Genomic DNA, 17,383 nt, shown 5'->3' with positions numbered 1-17,383 from the left:
GCCCTCACCTCGTCATTTCAGTTTCACCGGCAGCACGCCGGCGGGCCGCAGCCGGCCGGCCAGCACCCGGCACACCGCGTCCAGGCTTTGCGGGGTGTACTCGTAGGCCGCCAGCGCCCACACCTGCTCCGGCGTGTCCGCCAGGTCGTAGGGGTTGCGCAGGGCCACCTGGATCATGGGCCGGCCGCACCCCGCCAGCGCCCGGGCCATGGCCCGCTGGCCGGGCTTCAGATGGCCGTTGTAGCTGCCCAGCACCACGCAGCTGGCCTCCTTCGCCAGCTCCAGCGCCTGCCCGATCTCCCCCTCGTCCGGGTCGGGGGTGGTGACCAGCGCCCGGCCGCCCAGCCTGGCGGCCAGCGTCTCGGCAAAGCTGAAGGAGGCGTCCTCCGAGTTGGATGCCTCGGTGGGCCGGAAGGCCCGGCAGCCCACAAAGAGGGGCGCCGCCCCCAAAGCGGGCATGCCGCCGGCGGGGCTGTGCACCACCGTCATCGACCGGTCCAGCGCCTCGCGCACAAAGGCCATCTGTTCCGGGGTGCCGCACTCCTCCAGGGGCAGCGGCTCCAGGGCGTAGCGCTCCTTGTAGGCCAGGATGCGGTCCACCGAGGCGTCCAGTTCCGCCCGGTCCAGCTTGCCGGCGTTCAGTTCCTCCAGCAGGGCCTCCGCGGCCTGGCCCGCCAGGGCGGCGTCGTGGGAGACGAAGACCAGGTCCACCCCGGCCTTCACCGCCTGCACCACCCCGTTCACCGTGCCGTAGAACTTCTGGATGGCCTGCATCTGCATGCAGTCGCTCACCACCAGGCCCTCAAAGCCCAGTTTGCGGCGCAGCAGGTCGGTCATGATCCGCCGGGACATGGTGGCGGGCTTGCCCTCCGGCTCCAGCTGCGGGAAGAGGATGTGGGAGCTCATCACCCCGGGGATGCCCGCCCGGATGGCGGCGGTGAAGGGCACCAGCTCGGTGCGCTCCAGCTCCTCCAGGCTCTTGTCCACTTTGGGCAGGCCCAGGTGGGAGTCCACGTCGGTGTCGCCGTGGCCGGGGAAGTGCTTGGCGCAGCAGAGCACCCCCTCCTCCAGCAGGCCCCGCATCATGGCGGTGCCCATGCGGGCCACCCGGGCGGGGTCGTCGGAGTAGCTGCGCACCCCGATCACCGGGTTCGCCGGGTTGGAGTTCACGTCCATGTCCGGCGCCAGGTCGAAGTTGACCCCCAGCGCCCGCAGCTGCCGGCCGGTGACCCGCCCGGCCCGCAGGGCGTCCTCCTCGCCGCCGCCGGCGCTCAAGGCCATGGCCCCGGGCACGTTGGCGCAGTCCGGCGAGAGGCGGGTGACCATGCCGCCCTCCTGGTCGATGGTGATGAAGGCGGGGGCGCCGGTCTCCCGGCGCACCAGCTCCTGTATCTCGCCGCACAGGCGGCGCAGCTGGGCGCGGTCTTCCACGTTGGCGCGGAACAGGATGACGTTGGCTACCTTGTGGCGGCGCACCAGCTCCACGAACTCCGGGCTCATGGCGGGGCCGGGGAACCCGGCCACGATCCGCTGGCCGATCTTGCGGCGGTCATCAAGCAAAGACATATCCGTTCTCCCTTTCCTTATTCATACAGGTGATAGGCGGTCTTTTCCCGGGCAAAGGCCTCGCTCTCCCGCTCAAAGCGCTCCAGCAGGGCGTCCTTGTCCCAGTGGGGGTCCTGCAGGTCGCCGCAGCCGGCCAGCAGGCTGATGAAGGGGCGCGCCCCCTCTTTGGGCGGCGGCAGCAGGGCGAACTGCTCCGGCCAGAGGGTGCGCACCGCGTCCAGCAGTTCCAGCCCGGTGCGCACCGGCCGGAAGGCGTGGGCGTCCGCCACATGCAGCCGCACCCCCTGGCAGGCCTCGCCCGCGTGCTTGGAGGCGCTGGGGGTGAACCAGGCGGGGGTGAACAGCACCCCCGGCAGTTCGCGCCGGCGCAGTTCGTCGGTCAGCCGGCGGGCGTCGACCCAGGGCGCGCCCACCACCTCGAAGGGGGAGCTGGTGCCCCGGCCCTCCGACAGGTTGGTGCCCTCCACAAGGCAGGTGCCGGGGTAGACCAGCGCCGTCTCAAAGCGGGGGATGCCCAGGCTGGGCGGCATGAACAGGCGGCCGGTGTCCGGCCAGAGCATCTCCCGCCGCCAGCCCTCCAGCGGCACCACGGTGAGCCGGCAGCCCTTGTGCTCCCGCTGGTTGTACATCCCCGCCAGCTCGCCGGCGGTGAGGCCGTAGCGCACCGGCAGCTGCCAGGGGCCCACAAAGCTGGCGTACTGCGGCTGGAGCACGCCGCCCTCCACCGCCACGCCCCCCAGGGGGTCGGGCCGGTCCAGCACGATCAGCTCCTTGCCGGCGGCGGCGCAGTCCTCCACGGCGCCCAGCAGGGTGGCGATGAAGGTGTAGTACCGCACCCCCAGGTCCTGCATGTCGTAGACCACCGCGTCCAGCTGTTCCAGCGCCTCGGGGGGCATCCGGCGGGAATCCCGGCCGTAGAGGCTGTACACCGGCAGCCCGGTGACCGGATCGCGGCTGCTGTCCACCGTCTCGCCGGCGCCCGCCTCCCCCCGCAGGCCGTGCTCCGGCCCGAAGAGGGCGGTGAGGCCGTAGCGCCGGTGCAGCAGTTCGATGCCGCTCTCCAGCCTGGCGTCCACGCCGGACACCGAGGTGATGAGCCCCAGCCGCTTGCCCTTGAGGGCGCGGTCGCAGGCGGGGATGTTTTCCAATCCACAGTGGGTCATGGGGGGACCCTCCTTTTCTTTTTTGTTGACAACCCGGCCGTTTGCCTGTACAGTTGAAATAAAAGAAACGCATTGCCGCGTTTTATGCGGAATTTTGTTTCAGCAGGAAAGGACGGGAGAGAGATGGAGTTGTCGATCCTGCCCGCGGGCAAGCAGACCATTCTTGCCATCGGGCTGATGAGCGGCACCAGCGCCGACGGGGTGGACGCCGCGCTGGTGGAGATCACCGGCTGGAGCACCGCCACCCGGGTGCGCCAGCGGGGCTTTGTGAGCATCCCCTACGAGGAGCCCATGCGCCGGGAACTGCTGCGGCTGGCGGCGGGCGGGGCGGGGGGCAGCCGGGATCTGTGCCTGGTGAACTTCCGGCTGGGGGCGCTGTTCGCCGACGCCTGCGAGGCGGTGTGCGCCGCGGCGGGCGTGGACCCCGGCGAGGTGGACCTGGTGGGCAGCCACGGCCACACCTTCTACCATGTGCCGGTGGCCGAGGACTACCTGGGCGCGCCCGGGCGGGGCACCCTGCAGCTGGGGGAGGCCGCGGTGATCGCCCAGCGGCTGGGCTGCCCGGTGGTGGGCGACTTCCGGGTGCGGGACATGGCCGCCGGCGGGCTGGGCGCGCCGCTGGTGCCCTACACCGAGTATCTGCTCTACCGCAGCGAGAGCGAGAACATCGCGCTGCAGAACATCGGCGGCATCGGCAACGTGACCATGCTGCCCGCCGGGTGCGGTCTTAAGGATGTGTACGCCTTCGACACCGGCCCGGGCAACATGGTGATGGACGCGCTGGCCGCCCGGGCCACCGGCGGGGCGCGGCGCTGGGACGAAGGCGGCCGGCTGGCGGCCCGGGGCCGGGTGGACGCGGGGCTGCTGGAATGGCTGGCCCGGGACGAGTACCTGCGGCTGCCCCCGCCCAAGACCACCGGCCGGGAGTACTACGGGCAGGACTATGTGGCCCGCCTGGTGGAGGAGGGCCGCGCCCGGGGCCTTTCCTGGGAGGACATGCTCGCCACCGCCACCGATTTCACGGCGCTGACCATCCAGTACTCGCTGGAACACCTCTGCGCCCACCGGGCCCAGCGGCTGATCGTGGGGGGCGGCGGGGCGCTGAACCCCACCCTGATGGCCTTTTTGCGCCGGCGGCTGCCGGGCTGCCGGGTGATGACCAACGAGGAACTGGGGCTGGACGGCAACGCCAAGGAGGCGGTGGCCTTCGCGGTGCTGGCCAACGAATTCTGCCACGGGGTGCCCAACAACGCGCCCCGGGCCACCGGCGCGGCGCGGCCGGTGGTGATGGGCAAGCTGACGCTGGCGTGAGGGGAGGCGGCGAGGAGATGACCAACATCGAGATCCGCGCCCGGGCCATCTACAGCAGCCTGAGCCCGGTGGAAAAGCAGGTGGCGGACTATTTCCTGGACAACATCCACCAGGTGTTCAGCATGCCCATCGCCCGGCTGGCCCAGGAGGCGGGGGTGAGCCAGGTGGCCTGGGTGCGCTTTTGCAAGACCATCGGCTTCGGGGGCCTGAAGGATCTGAAAAAGCGGCTGTACGCCGAGCTGAACGAGACGGCGGGGAGCTGGGGCGCCGAGACGGTGGAACAGATCTACGCCGACATCAAGGACCCCAGCACCATCCGGCAGACGGTGCAGACCATCTGTTTGAGCAGCGTGCAGGCCATTGAGGAGACCGAGAAGATCCTGGACGAGGGGGTGCTGGAGCAGGCGGTGCAGCTGCTTTTGCAGGCCGACTCCATCAAGCTGTTCGGGGTGGGCGCCTCGGCGCTGGTGGCCGAAGACTTCTACGGCAAGCTGCTGCGCATCGGCAAGAACGTGTTCTTCAGCAAGGACACCCACATCCAGCTGACCTATGTGGCCACCCTCACCGGGCGGGACGCGGCGGTGTTCTTCTCCGACAGCGGCACCACCCGGGAGATGCTGGAGTTGATGGAACTGGCGGGCAAGCACCGGTGCCCCACCATCTCGGTGACCCGCTTTTCCAAAAACCCGCTGGCCCGCAAGGCCCAGTGCGCGCTGTACACCTCTTCGCCGGAGATCTACCGGCGCAGCGGCGCCATGAGCAGCCGCATCGCCCAGCTCATCATGGTGGACATCCTGTTCACCACCATCGCCAACCGGGACTACCACAACGTGCGGCAGATGCTGGAAGACAGCTACGAGAGCTGCGCCAGCCACAAGGCCTCCGGCTGAGGGGGCTCAGCCGGGCAGAAGGCGGTCCAGCGCGCGGCGCACCGACTCGTCCCAGAAATCCCAGCTGTGGGCCCCCGGCCAGTACTCGGCGGCGAAGGGGATGCCCCGCTGCTCCAGATGGTCCGCGAAGCGCCGGTTCATCGCGAACAGCCCGTCCTGCTCGCCGCAGGTCAGGTAGAGGGACGGCAGCGCCGCGCCGGCGGGCAGGTCCTCCGCCAGGGCGAACAGGTCGTCTTGCCGGGGGGCGGGGCGGCCCGGCCCGAACAGGGCCGCGGCCTCCCGGCCCAGGGGGCCGGGGTCGGCGCGGCGCTGCTCCAGATAGTCGTTCACGTCGGTCACCGCCGAGAAGGCGGCGCAGCCGGCGTAGCGCTCCGGGGCGCGCAGGGCGCACTTCAGCGCGCCGTAGCCCCCCATGGAAAGGCCCATCACATACCGCTGCCGCGGCCGGGAGGAGAGGCGGAACAGCCCCTCGCAAAAGCGGGGCAGTTCCTCGCTCACATAGGTGTAGTAGGCCCCGCCGGCCTGCATGTCGGTGTAAAAGCTGCGCTGCACCTCCGGCATCACCAGCACCGCGCCCTTGGCGCGGGCGTAGGCCTCCACCCGGGAGAACCGGTGCCAGCCGGTGCAGTTGTCGGTGAGGCCGTGGAGCAGGTACACCACCGGCGCCGTCTCCAGCGGCCGGTCCTCGGGCAGCACCGCCAGAAAGCTGGTGTTCATCTGCAGCGCATGGCTCATCATATCACAGCGAACAAACGCCATGGGGTCATCCTTCCCTTCCCTAAAAAGTCAGCTGAGCGGTGCCGCCGCTCAGCTGTTTTTGTTGTTTTATGAGGCGCTCTCGTCCGCCTCGAACAGTTCGATGGCCCGGCTCACCCGGCCGCCGGCCCGCTCCAGCAGCTGCTGGGCGCTCTGGGCGGACACGCCGCACTTGACCATCAGGATGGCGGGCTTGGCCCACCAGCCGCACTGCTCCAGCGCGGCCTGGGCCTGCTGGTCGGTGCAGGGCACGGCGCTTCTGACGATGGAGATGGTGCGGGCCAGCAGCTTCTGGTTGGTGGCCTTCACGTCCACCATCAGGTTGCCGTACACCTTGCCCAGCTTGATCATGCTGGCGGTGGAGAGCATGTTCAGCACCATCTTCTGCGCGGTGCCGCTCTTGAGCCGGGTGGAGCCGGTGATGACCTCCGGCCCGGGGGTGGGGGCGATGGCGATGTCCGCCAGGCGGTCCACCGGGCTGCCGGGGCAGCAGGTCACCGCCACCACGGGGGCGCCCAGGCTGCGGGCGTATTCCATGGCGCCCCGCACATAGGGCGTGCGCCCGCTGGCGGCGATGCCCACCAGGATGTCCTTTCGGGAGAAGCCGATGTCCTCCAGGTCGGCGCGGCCCAGGTCAAAGTCGTCCTCGGCGCCCTCCACCGCCTTCACAAAGGCGCCGGGGCCGCCGGCGATCAGGCCCACCACCTGCCCGGGGTCGGTGCCGAAGGTGGGGGGGCACTCCACCGCGTCCAGCACGCCCAGCCGCCCGGAGGTGCCGCAGCCGCAGTAGACCAGCCGCCCGCCCTCGCTCATCTTTTCGCAGATAGCGTCCACCGCCCGTGCCACCTGGGGCAGCACCTTTTCCACCGCCAGAGCCACCTTCTGATCTTCCCGGTTGATGAGCTGCACCATGGACAGGGTGTCCAGCTGGTCGATGTGGGCGGTGTTCCGGTTGCTCTGCTCGGTGGAGATGGAGTCCAGTTTCACCATTTGCGGGTCCTCCTTATCCTTTCACCGCACCGACGGTCATGCCCTTCACGAAATACTTTTGCAGGAAGGGATACAGCACGATGATGGGCACGGTGGATACGATGATGACGGCGGATTTGATGGACAGGGCGATGGTGGTCTTGTCGGCGGAGCCGGCGCCGTCGCCCACCATGGTGGTGCCGTTGACGATGTTGCGCAAAAACAGCATCACCGGGAACTGGTCGGTGTTCAGGTAGATCAGGCTGTTGAACCAGTCGTTCCAGAAGAACACCGCGTAGTACAGGCCCACCGTGGCGATGGCGGCGGTGGACAGGGGCACCACGATGCGCCGCAGGATGCCGAAGTAGCCCAGCCCGTCGATGAGGGCGGCCTCCTCCAGCTCCTTGGGCAGCGAGCGGAAGAAATTGATCATGATGATCAGGTTGAACTGGTTGATGGCAAAGGGCAGCAGCATGGCCAGCCGGGTGCCGGTGATGTGCAGGCTGGAGACCAGCAGGTAGTTGGGGATGAGGCCGCCGGAGAAGTACATGGAGAAGATGACCATCTTCATCAGAAACTTCTGGCCGAACAGCTCGGGCTTGGACAGGGGATAGGCGAACAGGATGGTCATCACCAGCGAGATGGCCGTGCCCACGATGGTGTAGAAGAAGGTGTTGCCGTAGGCGTGGAAGAACTTGGGATATTCAAAGATCTGCTTGTAGGACTCCGCCGTGAAGCCCACCGGCCACAGAAAGACCTCGTTGTTCACGATGGCCGAGGTGGAGGAGAAGGAGATGGCCAGCATATAGATAAACGGCACCAGGCAGATCAGCAGCACCAGCACCATCACCAGATAGATGATGCCGTCGAACAGGCGGTTCTGCCAGGTCTTGTAACGACGCGTCATTTCCGTTCCCCCCTCAATACACGCTCTCGCCGGTGACCTTGCGGCTGAGCGCGTTGGCACCGGTCACCAGGATGACGCCGATCACGCCGGTGAACAGACCGATGGCGGTGGCGTAGGAATAGTTCTGATTCGCCAGACCGGTGCGGTAGACCAGGGTGTCCAGAATATCGCTGACCGAGGCGTTGTTGGGCGTGTACATCAGCAGCACCTTCTCAAAGCCCAGGGTGAGCATACGGCCCACGTTCATGATCAGCATCACCATGATGATGGGCATGATGGAGGGGATGGTGACGTACATGATCTGCTGCAGCCGGCCGGCGCCGTCGATCTCCGCGGCCTCAAACAGGTCGCTGCTGATGCCGGTGATGGCCGCCAGGTAGATGATGGCCGTCCAGCCGGTGAACTGCCAGCTGTCGGTGAGGATGTAGATGATGCGGAACCAGCCCGGCTCGTTCATGAAGTAGATGGGCTCGATGCCGAAGGCGTTCTTGAGGAACAGGTTCACCAGCCCGCTGCTGGGCGAGAGCAGCTCGCCCAGAATGGTGATGACCACCACGGTGGAGATGAACCGGGGCATATAGGAGATGGTCTGCACGAACTTTTTGAACCGCTTGGCCCGCACCTCGTTCAGCAGGATGGCGAAGAGGATGGGCAGGAAGAAGTTCACCAGCAGGTTCAGCAGCGAGAGCACCAGCGTGTTCTTGAAGGCGCTCCAGAACATAGGGTCCCGCATGAACAGCTTGAAATACCGCAGGCCGGCCCACTCCTCGCCCCAGGGGCTCATGCCCGGGCGATAGCGGCGGAAGGCCAGGATGTTGCCGAACATGGGCAGATACTTGAACACGATGAAATAGATCACCGGCAGCACCATCATGGCGTAAAGCGGCCAGTATTTTTTCATGTAGCGGCGCAGGCCCACCTTGCGCAGGCCGGTCTGCGGCGGGTTGTTTTTGGCGGTTTTTGTTTTGGTCATGCCAGTCCCCCCTCAATAAAAGGCGGGGCCTATTCCCTTCGAAATATGGCCCCGCCGCGTGATGTGTGAAAGATCAGTTCATGTTGCTCTGGTAGAGCTCGCAGAACTGGTCAATGCCCTTGCTCTGCATCTCGGCCACGTAGGTATCCCAGTCGGTATCCAGGCTCTTGCTGCCGGTGAGGAACTCGTTGGTCCAGCGCTCCCAGGTGTCGGCCAGCGGGGTCTGCAGCAGGCCGGCCTCCTCGGAGGTGAGGTCGTCGAACATCGGCGTGGGAGGAATGCCCTGGATCACGTCGCCCATGCTCTCCACGGTGGCGTTGATCTGCGCGTAGTTCTCGTCGTACTTGGTCATCTCCCGCTTGTTGATCCAGACCATCTGGGTCACGTCGGAACCGCAGCCGTACTTGACCTGCATGGTCTTGTAGATGCCGTCGGGGGAACTGGTGATCTCGTCGGAGTAGACGATGTTGCCGTTCTCATCCTCGGTGTAGGTCTCGCCCTCCACGCCCAGGCACCAGAGTTTTGCGTTCTCCTCGGAGAAGAAGATCTCGTCGATGGTGCGGACCACCTGCTCGAAGTCCTCACGCTCGGCGGTCTTGGCGGGGAACATGATGCCCGCGCCGGTGCGGCTCTTGGGCTGGTGATGGGCGCCGGCGGGGCCGGCCAGGGCGGGGTACATCTGCAGCTTGAAGCCGTCGATGGTGGAGGAAGCCTCCACGCCGCCGATCTGGTCATAGTAGGCGTAGGTGGCCATGGCGGCGCCGCTGGCCATCTTCTGCGTCCACTTGTCGCCGTCGATGGGGTCGGCCATTTCGGGATCCAGCAGGCCCTCGGCATACAGCTTGGCAAAGAACTGCAGATACTCCTTGAACTGCTCGCTGGTGGCGCCGGCAAAGTACTCCTGCTTGTCATAGTCCCAGCTGAGCACGTAGCTGCCGGAGGAGCTGTTCTTGCCCAGGCTGATGCCCCAGGCCGGCATGGTCATGCGGTACAGCACCCGGGGCCCCGACAGAATGGTCAGGGGATAGGAGTCGGGGTTCTGCTCCTTGTACAGCTTGAGGATGTTGTACAGGTCGTCGTAGGTGGTGGGGGCCTCCAGGTTGTTGGCCTCCAGGAAATCCTGGCGCAGGATCAGGCCGCCGTCGTAGAAGGGCACGTCAAACAGGCTGGGCATATAGTAATACTTGCCGTCCTTCAGGCGCAGGTCGTCCAGGTCCTTTTCCATGCCGAACTTCTCCACCCATGCGTTGAAGTTGGGGGTCCATTCGGAGTAATCGCTGATGGGCACGATGGCGCCGTTCAGCGCCAGGCTGGCGTTCTCGCCCTTGGTCCCCTGATACAGGATCACGTCGGGCACATTCTCGCCGGTGTTCAGCATCAGGCTGACCTTGGTGTCATAGTCCGCGATGGGGATGACCTCGAACTTCAGCTTGCTGTTGGTGCGCTTCTGCACCTCCTGGATGGTGAGCCAGTCCTCCTTGAAGGGAAGGGTGGCGTTGTCTGAATAGGAGAGCGTGATCTCGATGGGATCGCCCTCTCCCGCGGCAGACGCGGTGCCGGAACCGCCGGCGCCGGTGCTGCCGGAGGCGCCGGTGCTTCCGCAGCCGGAGAGCACCGTGAGTGCCATGGCAAGGGCCATGCTTGTGCACAGCAGCTTCTTCAGATGGATACGCATTGCAAAAATCCTCCTTTTCATGATCCGCTTTTCCCGGGGGTCTGTGCCGATGACGGCGCGTCGGGCGCCGTCTTGGGACGATGCAAAAACGCAGGTAACAAAGCGATCTTACTCGGCTGTATTCCAGCGACGCAATAGTAACATTGTTTCATCACAGTGTCAACAACGCGCCGTCCGATTTGTATAACTGCCAAAGGGAACTCTGGAATTGTTGGATATCCTGCGGCCCAATGTCGCCGAAAAGTACAAATTTGCGGAGATTTTTTTACAAAACTATGTAATTTTATTTCATTCTGCTCAAAACTTTCGGCCCTCCGCCGCGCCGGCGGGCGGCCGGGCCTTGACACCGCCCGAAAACGCCCTATCATAAAAGGCAAGGCGACGGTTTTCCTTATACTATACAGGAGGAGGGCTTTTCCATGTACAAAAACCTTCTGCCCATCGGCTCGGTGGTGCTGCTGCGGGGCGGCACCAAGCGGGTGATGATCTGCGGGCGCATCCAGGCGCGGGCGGGCAGCGACAGGATATACGACTACTCCGCCTGCTGGTACCCGGAGGGCATCACCCGGCCGGACGAGATGTTCTTTTTTGACCGGGACGCGGTGGAGACGGTGTTCTTCGTGGGCTTTCAGGACAAGGAGGAACTGGACTTCCGCGCCGCCGTGCTGGACCGGCTGGGGGAGCTGGAGGTGCGGGACGGCCGCATCGTGAGCAAAGGGCAGGTGTGAGCCATGTTGTGTGAGGTGAGGCAGACGGCGAGCGGCCTGCGGGCCGAGTTCGCCATTTTGGAGGGCGGCGAGGCCATCGGCGGCGCCCTCTTTCCGGACAACTTCCTCTTCGGCGGGCCCTGCGCCTGCCGCTACCGGGGCGAGGAGCTGTATCTCTCCTACCGCCGCCAGCCGCCGCTGCAAAACCTGGGCAAGGCGGTGGAGCAGCGGGTGTGGGCCCCCTACACCGTGGCCCGCGGCGGCGAGACGGTGGGGGAGATGTGCGACAAACTGGCCCGCAGCGGGCCCTTTTCCCGCTACGGCTACACCGCCATGACCCTGGACGGGGCGCAGCTGGAGATGTTTGAGATGGGCCTGGGCCGGCAGGGGGTGGCGTACCCCATCTGGGCCGGCGGGCGGCAGATCGCCCAGATCGAAAAGCCCTGTGTGGCGCGCGACAACCTGGACGCCTGCACCCTGTGCTCCCTGGGGGAGTGGGCCCAGCGGGCGGCGGTGCTGCTGTGCCTGTATCTGGACGCCCGGGCCTACGCCCGCCGGGGGCAGATCGCCGTGGCCTCGGTGGAAAAGCGCTGTCTTCTGACCTTCAACAAGGCGGTGAAGGCAAAATACGACCCCGGGTTCCACCGCCGGGCGGCGCCGCTGCAGGGGCCCTGACGCCGGGGCGAAAAACCGCGCAAAACCGCCGCTGCGCGGGGCGCCGGCCTTGACAAGCCTTGCCCGAAAAGCGTATACTTAAGTGTAATTTTTGCGTGCGGGAGGCGTGTTGAGAGAATGAATCCGTTGATCCTTCAGTCCGACTTCGGCTATGCCGACGGCGCGGTGTGCGCCATGTACGGGGTGGCCCAGGGCGTGTGCCCCGATCTGCGGGTGTTCGACCTCACCCACGACATCCCCCAGTACGACATCTGGGAGGCCAGCTATCGCCTGATCCAGACGGTGAGCTACTGGCCGAAGAACAGCGTGTTCGTGAGCGTGGTGGACCCGGGGGTGGGCTCCACCCGGCGCAGCATCGCGGTGAGGACCGCCGGGGGCCATTACATCATCACGCCGGACAACGGCACCCTGACCCACATCAAGCGGATGTGCGGCATCGAAGAGGCCCGCATCATCGACGAGAGCGTGAACCGCCTGCCCAATTCCGGCGAGAGCTACACCTTCCACGGCCGTGACATCTACGCCTACACCGGCGCGCGGCTGGCCTCGGGGGTCATCACCTTCGAGCAGGTGGGGCCTCAGGTGCCCGTGGAGAGCGTCATCGAGCTGCCGGTCATCGAGGCGGAGTTTGAAAACGACGTCATCACCGGCACCATCGACGTGCTGGACGTGCGCTTCGGCTCGCTGTGGACCAACATCCCCCGGGAGATGTTCGCAAAACTGGGCGTTTCCCACGGCGGGCGGGTGGAGGTGTCCATCGCCAACGACACCCGCACCCTCTACAAAAACATCATGGTCTATGCCAGAAGCTTTGCCGACGTGAACGTGGGCGAGCCGCTGCTGTATGTCAACAGCCTGGACTGCGTGGCCGTGGCCATCAACCAGGGCAGCTTCTCCAAGGCCTACAACATCGGCACCGGCATCCAGTGGCGCATCGCCCTGCGCAAGGCGCCCCGCATCGTCTACGAATAAGGCGGTGCGCCCTGTTTGATTCTCCGCGGAGGGGACAGGCCCTTCCGCCGGCGAATAGTTTTTCTTTTTATAATGTGAGGAGTGTGCAACATGAAAAATTCTTCCATCAAGACCGTGGTCGCGGTGGGCATCGGCGCCGCCCTGTTCTTTGTGCTGGGCCGCTTTGTGGCCATCCCCAGCGGCATCCCCAACACCAACATCAGCCTGCAGTACGCCATTCTGGGCATGCTGGCCGCCATGTACGGCCCCGTGGCCGGCGGCCTGATCGGCTTCATCGGCCACACCCTGATCGACCTGTCCTGGGGCGGCAGCCCCTGGTGGAGCTGGGTCATCGCCTCCACCCTGGTGGGCGTGATCGTGGGCCTGACCGCCAAAAAGATGGCTCTGTCTGAGGGCGACTTCGGCAAGGGCAAGCTGGCCCTGTTCGCCGTGGCCAACGTGGTGGCCAACGCCGTCTCCTGGCTGCTGGTGGCCCCCGGCCTGGATATCCTCATCTACGCCGAGCCCGCCGACAAGGTGTTCACCCAGGGCGCCTTTGCCGCCATCGTCAACAGCCTGACCGCCGTCATCGTGGGCGGCCTGCTGGTGGCTGCTTTCTGCAAGACCATCGCCAAGAAGGGCTCGCTGGACAAGGAGTAAGCTCCTTTTTCCCGGCACATCGCCCGTCGGAACGCTTGTGCGGCAAGCCGTTTCGGTGCGTTTTGCATCGGGGGCAGGGCAGTGCCCTGCCCCCGTTTCCTTTGATTTTGAACTGCGAGGAGCGCTGTTTTATGGAGCCCATCATTTCCTTCCGGGATTTCACCTTCCAATACCGCGCCCAGGCCCGGCCCACCCTCTGCAACATCGACCTGGACATCTACCCCGGCGAGAAGATCCTCATCGCCGGGCCCTCCGGCTCGGGCAAATCCACCCTGGCCAGCTGCATCAACGGCCTCATCCCCTTCAGCTATCCTGGCGAGTCCTCCGGCACCCTGACGGTGGACGGCATGGAGGCGAAGAAGGAGAGCATCTTCGCGCTGTCCAAGTCGGTGGGCACGGTGCTCCAGGACCCGGACGGCCAGTTCATCGGCCTGACGGTGGCGGAGGACATCGCCTTCGCGCTGGAAAACGACTGCGTGCCCCAAAAGGAGATGCACGCCGCGGTGGACAAGGCCGCCGCCCTGGTGGGGGTGGAGCGGCACCTGGGCTTTGCCCCCCACGAACTTTCCGGCGGGCAGAAGCAGCGGGTGAGCCTGGCGGGGGTGATGGTGGACGCGGTGAAGATCCTGCTGTTCGACGAGCCGCTGGCCAACCTGGACCCGGCGGCGGGCAAGCAGACCATCGAACTGATCGACCGCATCCAGAAGGAGACCGACACCACCGTGCTCATCATCGAACACCGGCTGGAGGACGTGCTGTGGCGCAGTGTGGACCGCATCGTGCTGATGGAGGAGGGGCGCATCGCCGCCGACCTGCGCCCCGACGAGCTGCTGTGCACCCCGCTGCTGACGAAAGCCGGCATCCGGGAGCCCCTCTATCTCACCGCGCTGAAATACGCCGGGGTGGCCCTCACACCGGAGAAGCGCCCCGCCCACCCGGACACGCTGGACCTCACCGACGCCGACAAAGAGGCGGTGCGCGCCTGGTACCACGGCGCCCCCGCCCCCGCCCCGGCCCCCCAGCAGCCGGTGTTGCTGGAGGTGAAGGACCTGTGCTTTGGCTACACCAAGGACCGGTCCACCCTGCAGAACGTCTCCTTCACCGTGCGCAAAGGGGAGATGACCAGCATCGTGGGCCGCAACGGCGCGGGCAAATCCACCCTTTCGAAACTCATCTGCGGCTTTGAGGCCCCCGATTCCGGCAGCATCCTGCTGGACGGGCGGGACATCACCGGCGACACCATCCGCCAGCGGGCGGCGCGCATCGGCTATGTGATGCAGAACCCCAACCAGATGATCTCCAAGACCATGATCTTCGACGAGGTGGCCCTGGGCCTGGCCAAGAGCGGGCTTTCCGCCGCCCAGGTGCGGGAGAAGGTGGAGGAGACCCTGAAGATCTGCGGGCTCTACCCCTTCCGCAACTGGCCGGTGAGCGCGTTGAGCTTCGGCCAGAAAAAGCGGGTCACCATCGCCAGCGTGCTGGTGCTGGGGCCGGACGTCATCATTCTGGACGAGCCCACCGCCGGGCAGGATTTCCGCCACTACACCGAGATCATGGAGTTTTTGCGGGGGCTGAACGGGCGGGGGGTGACGGTGCTGATGATCACCCACGACATGCACCTGATGCTGGAGTACACCCCCCGGGCGCTGGTGTTCAGCGACGGGCGGCTCATCGCCGACCGCACCGCCGCCGGGGTGCTGTGCGACCCGGAGCTCATCGAGCGGGCGGCCCTGAAGGAAACCAGCCTGTTCACCCTGGCGGGGCGCTGCGGCATCGAGCCGCCGGAGGCCTTTGTCCAGCGGTTCATCGACTACGACCGGGAGGTGCGGGAACATGGCTGCTAACACCGTTTTGAACTATCTGCCCCGCCAGAGTTTCGTGCACCGGCTCACCGGCACCACCAAGCTGGCCTTCTTTTTGCTGTTCACCTTCGCCAGCATGATCACCTACGACACCCGGGTGCTCATCGGCCTGATGGCGGTGAGTTTCGCCGCCTTCCGGGCCAGCCGCATCAAGCTGCGGGAGGTGCGCTTCATGCTGGTGTTCATGCTGGTGTTCCTGATTTTGAACAACCTGTTCATCTACCTGTTCAGCCCCGAGCAGGGGGTGCAGATCTACGGCACCCGCCATGTGATCGCCACCCTGTTCTGGCGCTACACCATCACCTGGGAGCAGCTGTTCTACACCCTGAACATCTCGCTGAAGTACTTTGTGGCGCTGCCGGTGGCCATCCTGTTCATCTCGGCCACCAACCCCAGCGAGTTCGCCGCCAGCCTCAACTCCATCGGCGTGTCCTACCGGGTGGGCTACTCGGTGGCCATCGCCCTGCGCTACATCCCCGACATCCAGCGGGACTACCACAGCATCAGCCAGGCCCAGCAGGCCCGGGGGGTGGAACTGGGCAAAAAGGAGAAGCTGAGCGCCCGGCTGAAGAACTCGGTGAACATCCTTTTGCCCCTCATCCTGTCCAGCCTGTCCCGCATCGACACCATCAGCAACGCCATGGAACTGCGGGGCTTCGGCAAGCACAAAAAGCGCACCTGGTATGTGCAGCGGCCCTTCGCCCGCAGAGACTACCTGGTGCTGGGCCTGGGCGTGGCCCTGCTGGCGGCCAGCCTCATCATCACCTTCTGGGACGGCGACCGCTTCTACAACCCCTTTGTGTGACGTCCCCCGACAGACAAAAAAAGGAGCCCGGCAGCCGCCGGGCTCCTTTTTTTCGTCTCATGTTTCCGGGCCGTCGGCGCCGCACCACAGCATCGCCAGGCTCAGGTCGTCCTCGCTCACCTGGGCGAACACCTCCTCCAGGTTGCGGCGCAGGGCGGCGGCCACCTCCTCCTCGGTGCAGGCGGCGATGCCGTCGCACAGCTTTTTCACGGCGGCGGCGGGGCGGCGGGCCTCGCCGTCGTACAGCGCGTCGCCGCAGCCGTCGGTGGTGAGCAGCACCGCCGTGTCGCCCGCCTCCACCCGGCGCAGCACCCGCAGGTGCCGCGCCGCGTCGGGGGAACTGAAGAAATAGGTCTCCTCGGCGAACCGGCCGTTCTCCGGGTGGGAGAGCACCTCCTGGCCCGAAAAGGCGAAGCCGTCCCCCACATGGAGCACCAGCAGCCGGCCGTCCCGGTGGCGGGCGGCGCACACCAGCGTGCAGCTGCTCTCCCACCGGTCCAGGCCGGTGTCGTCCAGCCGGCGCAGGCCCTCCGCCAGCACCCGCTCCACCAGCGCACCCTCCTCCAGGGCATACAACTCCTCAAAGCGGGGGGGCAGCCACTCCACGATCCAGCCGCAGAGCGCCCGGGCCGCCACCTCCGAGCGGGGGCAGCTGCCCGCGCCGTCGCACACCGCGGCAACGGCGCAGTCGCCGGTGTGGGCCGCCCGGGCCTCGTCCTGGCAGGGGATGCCCCGCAGCTGGTGGGCCAGCCCCCGGCGCACCGCCGCCGCCGTCTTCATGGCCATGCCATCATCTCCTTTTGCCGGCGGGGCGGCTCACCGCCCGCCGCCTTCTTCCAGTTCAAAATCCGGCCGCTCGATGGTGTGCTTGCTGGCCAGGCTGACGCTGCGGCTCACCACGTCGAAGAAGTCGGTCACCGACAGTTCCTCCAGCCGGTCCACCTTGCCCACGGTGAAGTGCCGAAGGCTCTCGTACCCGTCGTCGGTGGACAGGCACCGGGTGCGCAGCCGGTTGGCCCGCAGCAGCGCGAACACCCGCTCCGAGGCCTTGCGCACCTCCTCCTCCGGCTCGGTGGAGACCCCGTCGCTGAGGATGATGAGCCAGGGCACATAGGCGTTGTTGCCCACCTGCGCCAGCTCCCGCTGGTGGTTCTCCAGCCGGTCCAGGGCGCAGTTGACCCCCGCCGCCAGCCGGGTGAGGGAGCCGGTGGCGCGGATGGGGTTGCGCAGCACCTGCTCGCAGGCGTCGTCGAAGGAGCCGAAGTCGCAGACCACCTCCACCCGGTCGCCGAAGGTGACGATGCAGATGTCGGCGGCGTCCCGGGCAAGCAGTTCCGACCGGGTGCGGCGGAAAAAGCTCTCGATGCCCTGGTTCACCTTTTCCATCATGCCGCTCACCGCCATGGAGGCGGAGGCGTCCACGCAGAAGCAGAGCAGGATGCGCTTGGTGCGGTTGCGGCTGAGCTCCTCGTGGGAGATATACAGGCTTTCGATCGTCTTGTCCATGGAGAGA

At 66.2% G+C, this 17,383-nt stretch carries 17 protein-coding genes; 8 read left to right on the top strand and 9 right to left on the bottom strand.

Annotated features, from left to right (window positions below):
• Positions 1-12: 12 nt before the first annotated feature.
• On the bottom strand, positions 13-1,566 hold the full coding sequence (gene nagZ, locus ACH2A7_RS09020) for a beta-N-acetylhexosaminidase (RefSeq protein WP_394961496.1): 1,554 nt from the start codon (positions 1,564-1,566) through the stop codon (positions 13-15).
• A gap of 17 nt (positions 1,567-1,583) precedes the next feature.
• The gene (locus ACH2A7_RS09015; protein WP_394961495.1) at positions 1,584-2,729 is read right to left on the bottom strand and encodes an exo-beta-N-acetylmuramidase NamZ domain-containing protein; all 1,146 of its coding nucleotides are present in this window, start codon (positions 2,727-2,729) and stop codon (positions 1,584-1,586) included.
• Between the two features lie 123 nt (positions 2,730-2,852).
• Here ACH2A7_RS09015 and ACH2A7_RS09010 point away from each other — a divergent pair, with 123 nt between their 5' ends.
• Positions 2,853-4,040 carry an anhydro-N-acetylmuramic acid kinase gene (locus tag ACH2A7_RS09010; RefSeq protein WP_394961494.1) on the top strand — a complete coding sequence of 396 codons (1,188 nt, stop codon included), beginning with the start codon at positions 2,853-2,855 and terminating at the stop codon, positions 4,038-4,040.
• 17 nt (positions 4,041-4,057) lie between these two features.
• A complete protein-coding gene (locus ACH2A7_RS09005; protein ID WP_394961493.1) occupies positions 4,058-4,930 on the top strand; it encodes a MurR/RpiR family transcriptional regulator in 873 nt (290 codons plus the stop codon).
• A 6-nt stretch (positions 4,931-4,936) separates the two neighbouring features.
• Here the strand turns inward: ACH2A7_RS09005 and ACH2A7_RS09000 are convergent, their stop codons facing one another.
• From ACH2A7_RS09000 to ACH2A7_RS08980, 5 genes are all read right to left on the bottom strand, one after another.
• The gene (locus ACH2A7_RS09000; protein WP_394961492.1) at positions 4,937-5,689 is read right to left on the bottom strand and encodes an alpha/beta hydrolase; all 753 of its coding nucleotides are present in this window, start codon (positions 5,687-5,689) and stop codon (positions 4,937-4,939) included.
• 66 nt (positions 5,690-5,755) lie between these two features.
• Positions 5,756-6,676 carry an N-acetylmuramic acid 6-phosphate etherase gene (murQ, locus tag ACH2A7_RS08995; RefSeq protein ID WP_394961490.1) on the bottom strand — a complete coding sequence of 307 codons (921 nt, stop codon included), beginning with the start codon at positions 6,674-6,676 and terminating at the stop codon, positions 5,756-5,758.
• Positions 6,677-6,689: 13 nt separating this feature from the next.
• A complete protein-coding gene (locus ACH2A7_RS08990) occupies positions 6,690-7,562 on the bottom strand; it encodes a carbohydrate ABC transporter permease (protein WP_394961489.1) in 873 nt (290 codons plus the stop codon).
• Between the two features lie 13 nt (positions 7,563-7,575).
• Positions 7,576-8,535: an ABC transporter permease gene (locus ACH2A7_RS08985; protein WP_394961488.1), complete on the bottom strand. Its 960-nt coding sequence runs from the start codon at positions 8,533-8,535 to the stop codon at positions 7,576-7,578.
• 73 nt (positions 8,536-8,608) lie between these two features.
• Entirely contained in the window at positions 8,609-10,210 is a 1,602-nt protein-coding gene (locus ACH2A7_RS08980; RefSeq protein ID WP_394961487.1) for an extracellular solute-binding protein, read from the bottom strand.
• A 419-nt stretch (positions 10,211-10,629) separates the two neighbouring features.
• On the opposite strand from ACH2A7_RS08980, the gene ACH2A7_RS08975 reads away from it, so the two are divergent.
• The 6 genes from ACH2A7_RS08975 (at position 10,630) to ACH2A7_RS08950 (ending at position 15,870) form a co-directional block, all read left to right on the top strand.
• The gene (locus tag ACH2A7_RS08975) at positions 10,630-10,938 is read left to right on the top strand and encodes a DUF4176 domain-containing protein (RefSeq protein ID WP_394961486.1); all 309 of its coding nucleotides are present in this window, start codon (positions 10,630-10,632) and stop codon (positions 10,936-10,938) included.
• 3 nt (positions 10,939-10,941) lie between these two features.
• A complete protein-coding gene (locus tag ACH2A7_RS08970; protein WP_394961485.1) occupies positions 10,942-11,592 on the top strand; it encodes a hypothetical protein in 651 nt (216 codons plus the stop codon).
• A 117-nt stretch (positions 11,593-11,709) separates the two neighbouring features.
• On the top strand, positions 11,710-12,564 hold the full coding sequence (locus tag ACH2A7_RS08965; protein WP_394961483.1) for an S-adenosyl-l-methionine hydroxide adenosyltransferase family protein: 855 nt from the start codon (positions 11,710-11,712) through the stop codon (positions 12,562-12,564).
• A gap of 90 nt (positions 12,565-12,654) precedes the next feature.
• Positions 12,655-13,203, top strand: a complete 549-nt coding sequence (locus ACH2A7_RS08960; RefSeq protein ID WP_394961482.1) for an ECF-type riboflavin transporter substrate-binding protein — start codon at positions 12,655-12,657, stop codon at positions 13,201-13,203.
• A 131-nt stretch (positions 13,204-13,334) separates the two neighbouring features.
• The gene (locus ACH2A7_RS08955) at positions 13,335-15,047 is read left to right on the top strand and encodes an ABC transporter ATP-binding protein (RefSeq protein WP_394961481.1); all 1,713 of its coding nucleotides are present in this window, start codon (positions 13,335-13,337) and stop codon (positions 15,045-15,047) included.
• The gene (locus ACH2A7_RS08950) at positions 15,037-15,870 is read left to right on the top strand and encodes an energy-coupling factor transporter transmembrane component T family protein (RefSeq protein WP_394961480.1); all 834 of its coding nucleotides are present in this window, start codon (positions 15,037-15,039) and stop codon (positions 15,868-15,870) included. Before ACH2A7_RS08955 ends, ACH2A7_RS08950 begins: the two co-directional genes overlap by 11 nt.
• A 57-nt stretch (positions 15,871-15,927) precedes the next feature.
• On the opposite strand, the gene ACH2A7_RS08945 is transcribed toward ACH2A7_RS08950, so the two are convergent.
• On the bottom strand, positions 15,928-16,656 hold the full coding sequence (locus ACH2A7_RS08945; protein ID WP_394961479.1) for a PP2C family serine/threonine-protein phosphatase: 729 nt from the start codon (positions 16,654-16,656) through the stop codon (positions 15,928-15,930).
• 30 nt (positions 16,657-16,686) lie between these two features.
• Positions 16,687-17,376: a VWA domain-containing protein gene (locus tag ACH2A7_RS08940; RefSeq protein WP_394961478.1), complete on the bottom strand. Its 690-nt coding sequence runs from the start codon at positions 17,374-17,376 to the stop codon at positions 16,687-16,689.
• Between the last annotated feature and the right edge of the window lie 7 nt (positions 17,377-17,383).

The sequence above is a fragment of the Candidatus Allofournierella merdavium genome, from assembly GCF_944382735.1.
Taxonomy (GTDB): domain Bacteria; phylum Bacillota; class Clostridia; order Oscillospirales; family Ruminococcaceae; genus Allofournierella_A; species Allofournierella_A merdavium.
This window is presented reverse-complemented; position numbering and strand designations above follow the sequence as displayed.

What these genes read in the sequence shown, in the direction of transcription:
- ACH2A7_RS08990 (WP_394961489.1), bottom strand. Translation starts at nt 7,562, where the DNA reads ATGACGCGTCGTTACAAGACCTGGCAGAACCGCCTGTTCGACGGCATC.
- ACH2A7_RS08985 (WP_394961488.1), bottom strand. Translation starts at nt 8,535, where the DNA reads ATGACCAAAACAAAAACCGCCAAAAACAACCCGCCGCAGACCGGCCTG.
- ACH2A7_RS09000 (WP_394961492.1), bottom strand. Translation starts at nt 5,689, where the DNA reads ATGGCGTTTGTTCGCTGTGATATGATGAGCCATGCGCTGCAGATGAAC.
- ACH2A7_RS08965 (WP_394961483.1), top strand. Translation starts at nt 11,710, where the DNA reads ATGAATCCGTTGATCCTTCAGTCCGACTTCGGCTATGCCGACGGCGCG.
- ACH2A7_RS09005 (WP_394961493.1), top strand. Translation starts at nt 4,058, where the DNA reads ATGACCAACATCGAGATCCGCGCCCGGGCCATCTACAGCAGCCTGAGC.
- ACH2A7_RS08980 (WP_394961487.1), bottom strand. Translation starts at nt 10,210, where the DNA reads ATGCGTATCCATCTGAAGAAGCTGCTGTGCACAAGCATGGCCCTTGCC.
- ACH2A7_RS08960 (WP_394961482.1), top strand. Translation starts at nt 12,655, where the DNA reads ATGAAAAATTCTTCCATCAAGACCGTGGTCGCGGTGGGCATCGGCGCC.
- murQ (WP_394961490.1), bottom strand. Translation starts at nt 6,676, where the DNA reads ATGGTGAAACTGGACTCCATCTCCACCGAGCAGAGCAACCGGAACACC.
- ACH2A7_RS09015 (WP_394961495.1), bottom strand. Translation starts at nt 2,729, where the DNA reads ATGACCCACTGTGGATTGGAAAACATCCCCGCCTGCGACCGCGCCCTC.
- ACH2A7_RS09010 (WP_394961494.1), top strand. Translation starts at nt 2,853, where the DNA reads ATGGAGTTGTCGATCCTGCCCGCGGGCAAGCAGACCATTCTTGCCATC.
- nagZ (WP_394961496.1), bottom strand. Translation starts at nt 1,566, where the DNA reads ATGTCTTTGCTTGATGACCGCCGCAAGATCGGCCAGCGGATCGTGGCC.
- ACH2A7_RS08955 (WP_394961481.1), top strand. Translation starts at nt 13,335, where the DNA reads ATGGAGCCCATCATTTCCTTCCGGGATTTCACCTTCCAATACCGCGCC.
- ACH2A7_RS08950 (WP_394961480.1), top strand. Translation starts at nt 15,037, where the DNA reads ATGGCTGCTAACACCGTTTTGAACTATCTGCCCCGCCAGAGTTTCGTG.
- ACH2A7_RS08945 (WP_394961479.1), bottom strand. Translation starts at nt 16,656, where the DNA reads ATGGCCATGAAGACGGCGGCGGCGGTGCGCCGGGGGCTGGCCCACCAG.
- ACH2A7_RS08975 (WP_394961486.1), top strand. Translation starts at nt 10,630, where the DNA reads ATGTACAAAAACCTTCTGCCCATCGGCTCGGTGGTGCTGCTGCGGGGC.
- ACH2A7_RS08940 (WP_394961478.1), bottom strand. Translation starts at nt 17,376, where the DNA reads ATGGACAAGACGATCGAAAGCCTGTATATCTCCCACGAGGAGCTCAGC.
- ACH2A7_RS08970 (WP_394961485.1), top strand. Translation starts at nt 10,942, where the DNA reads ATGTTGTGTGAGGTGAGGCAGACGGCGAGCGGCCTGCGGGCCGAGTTC.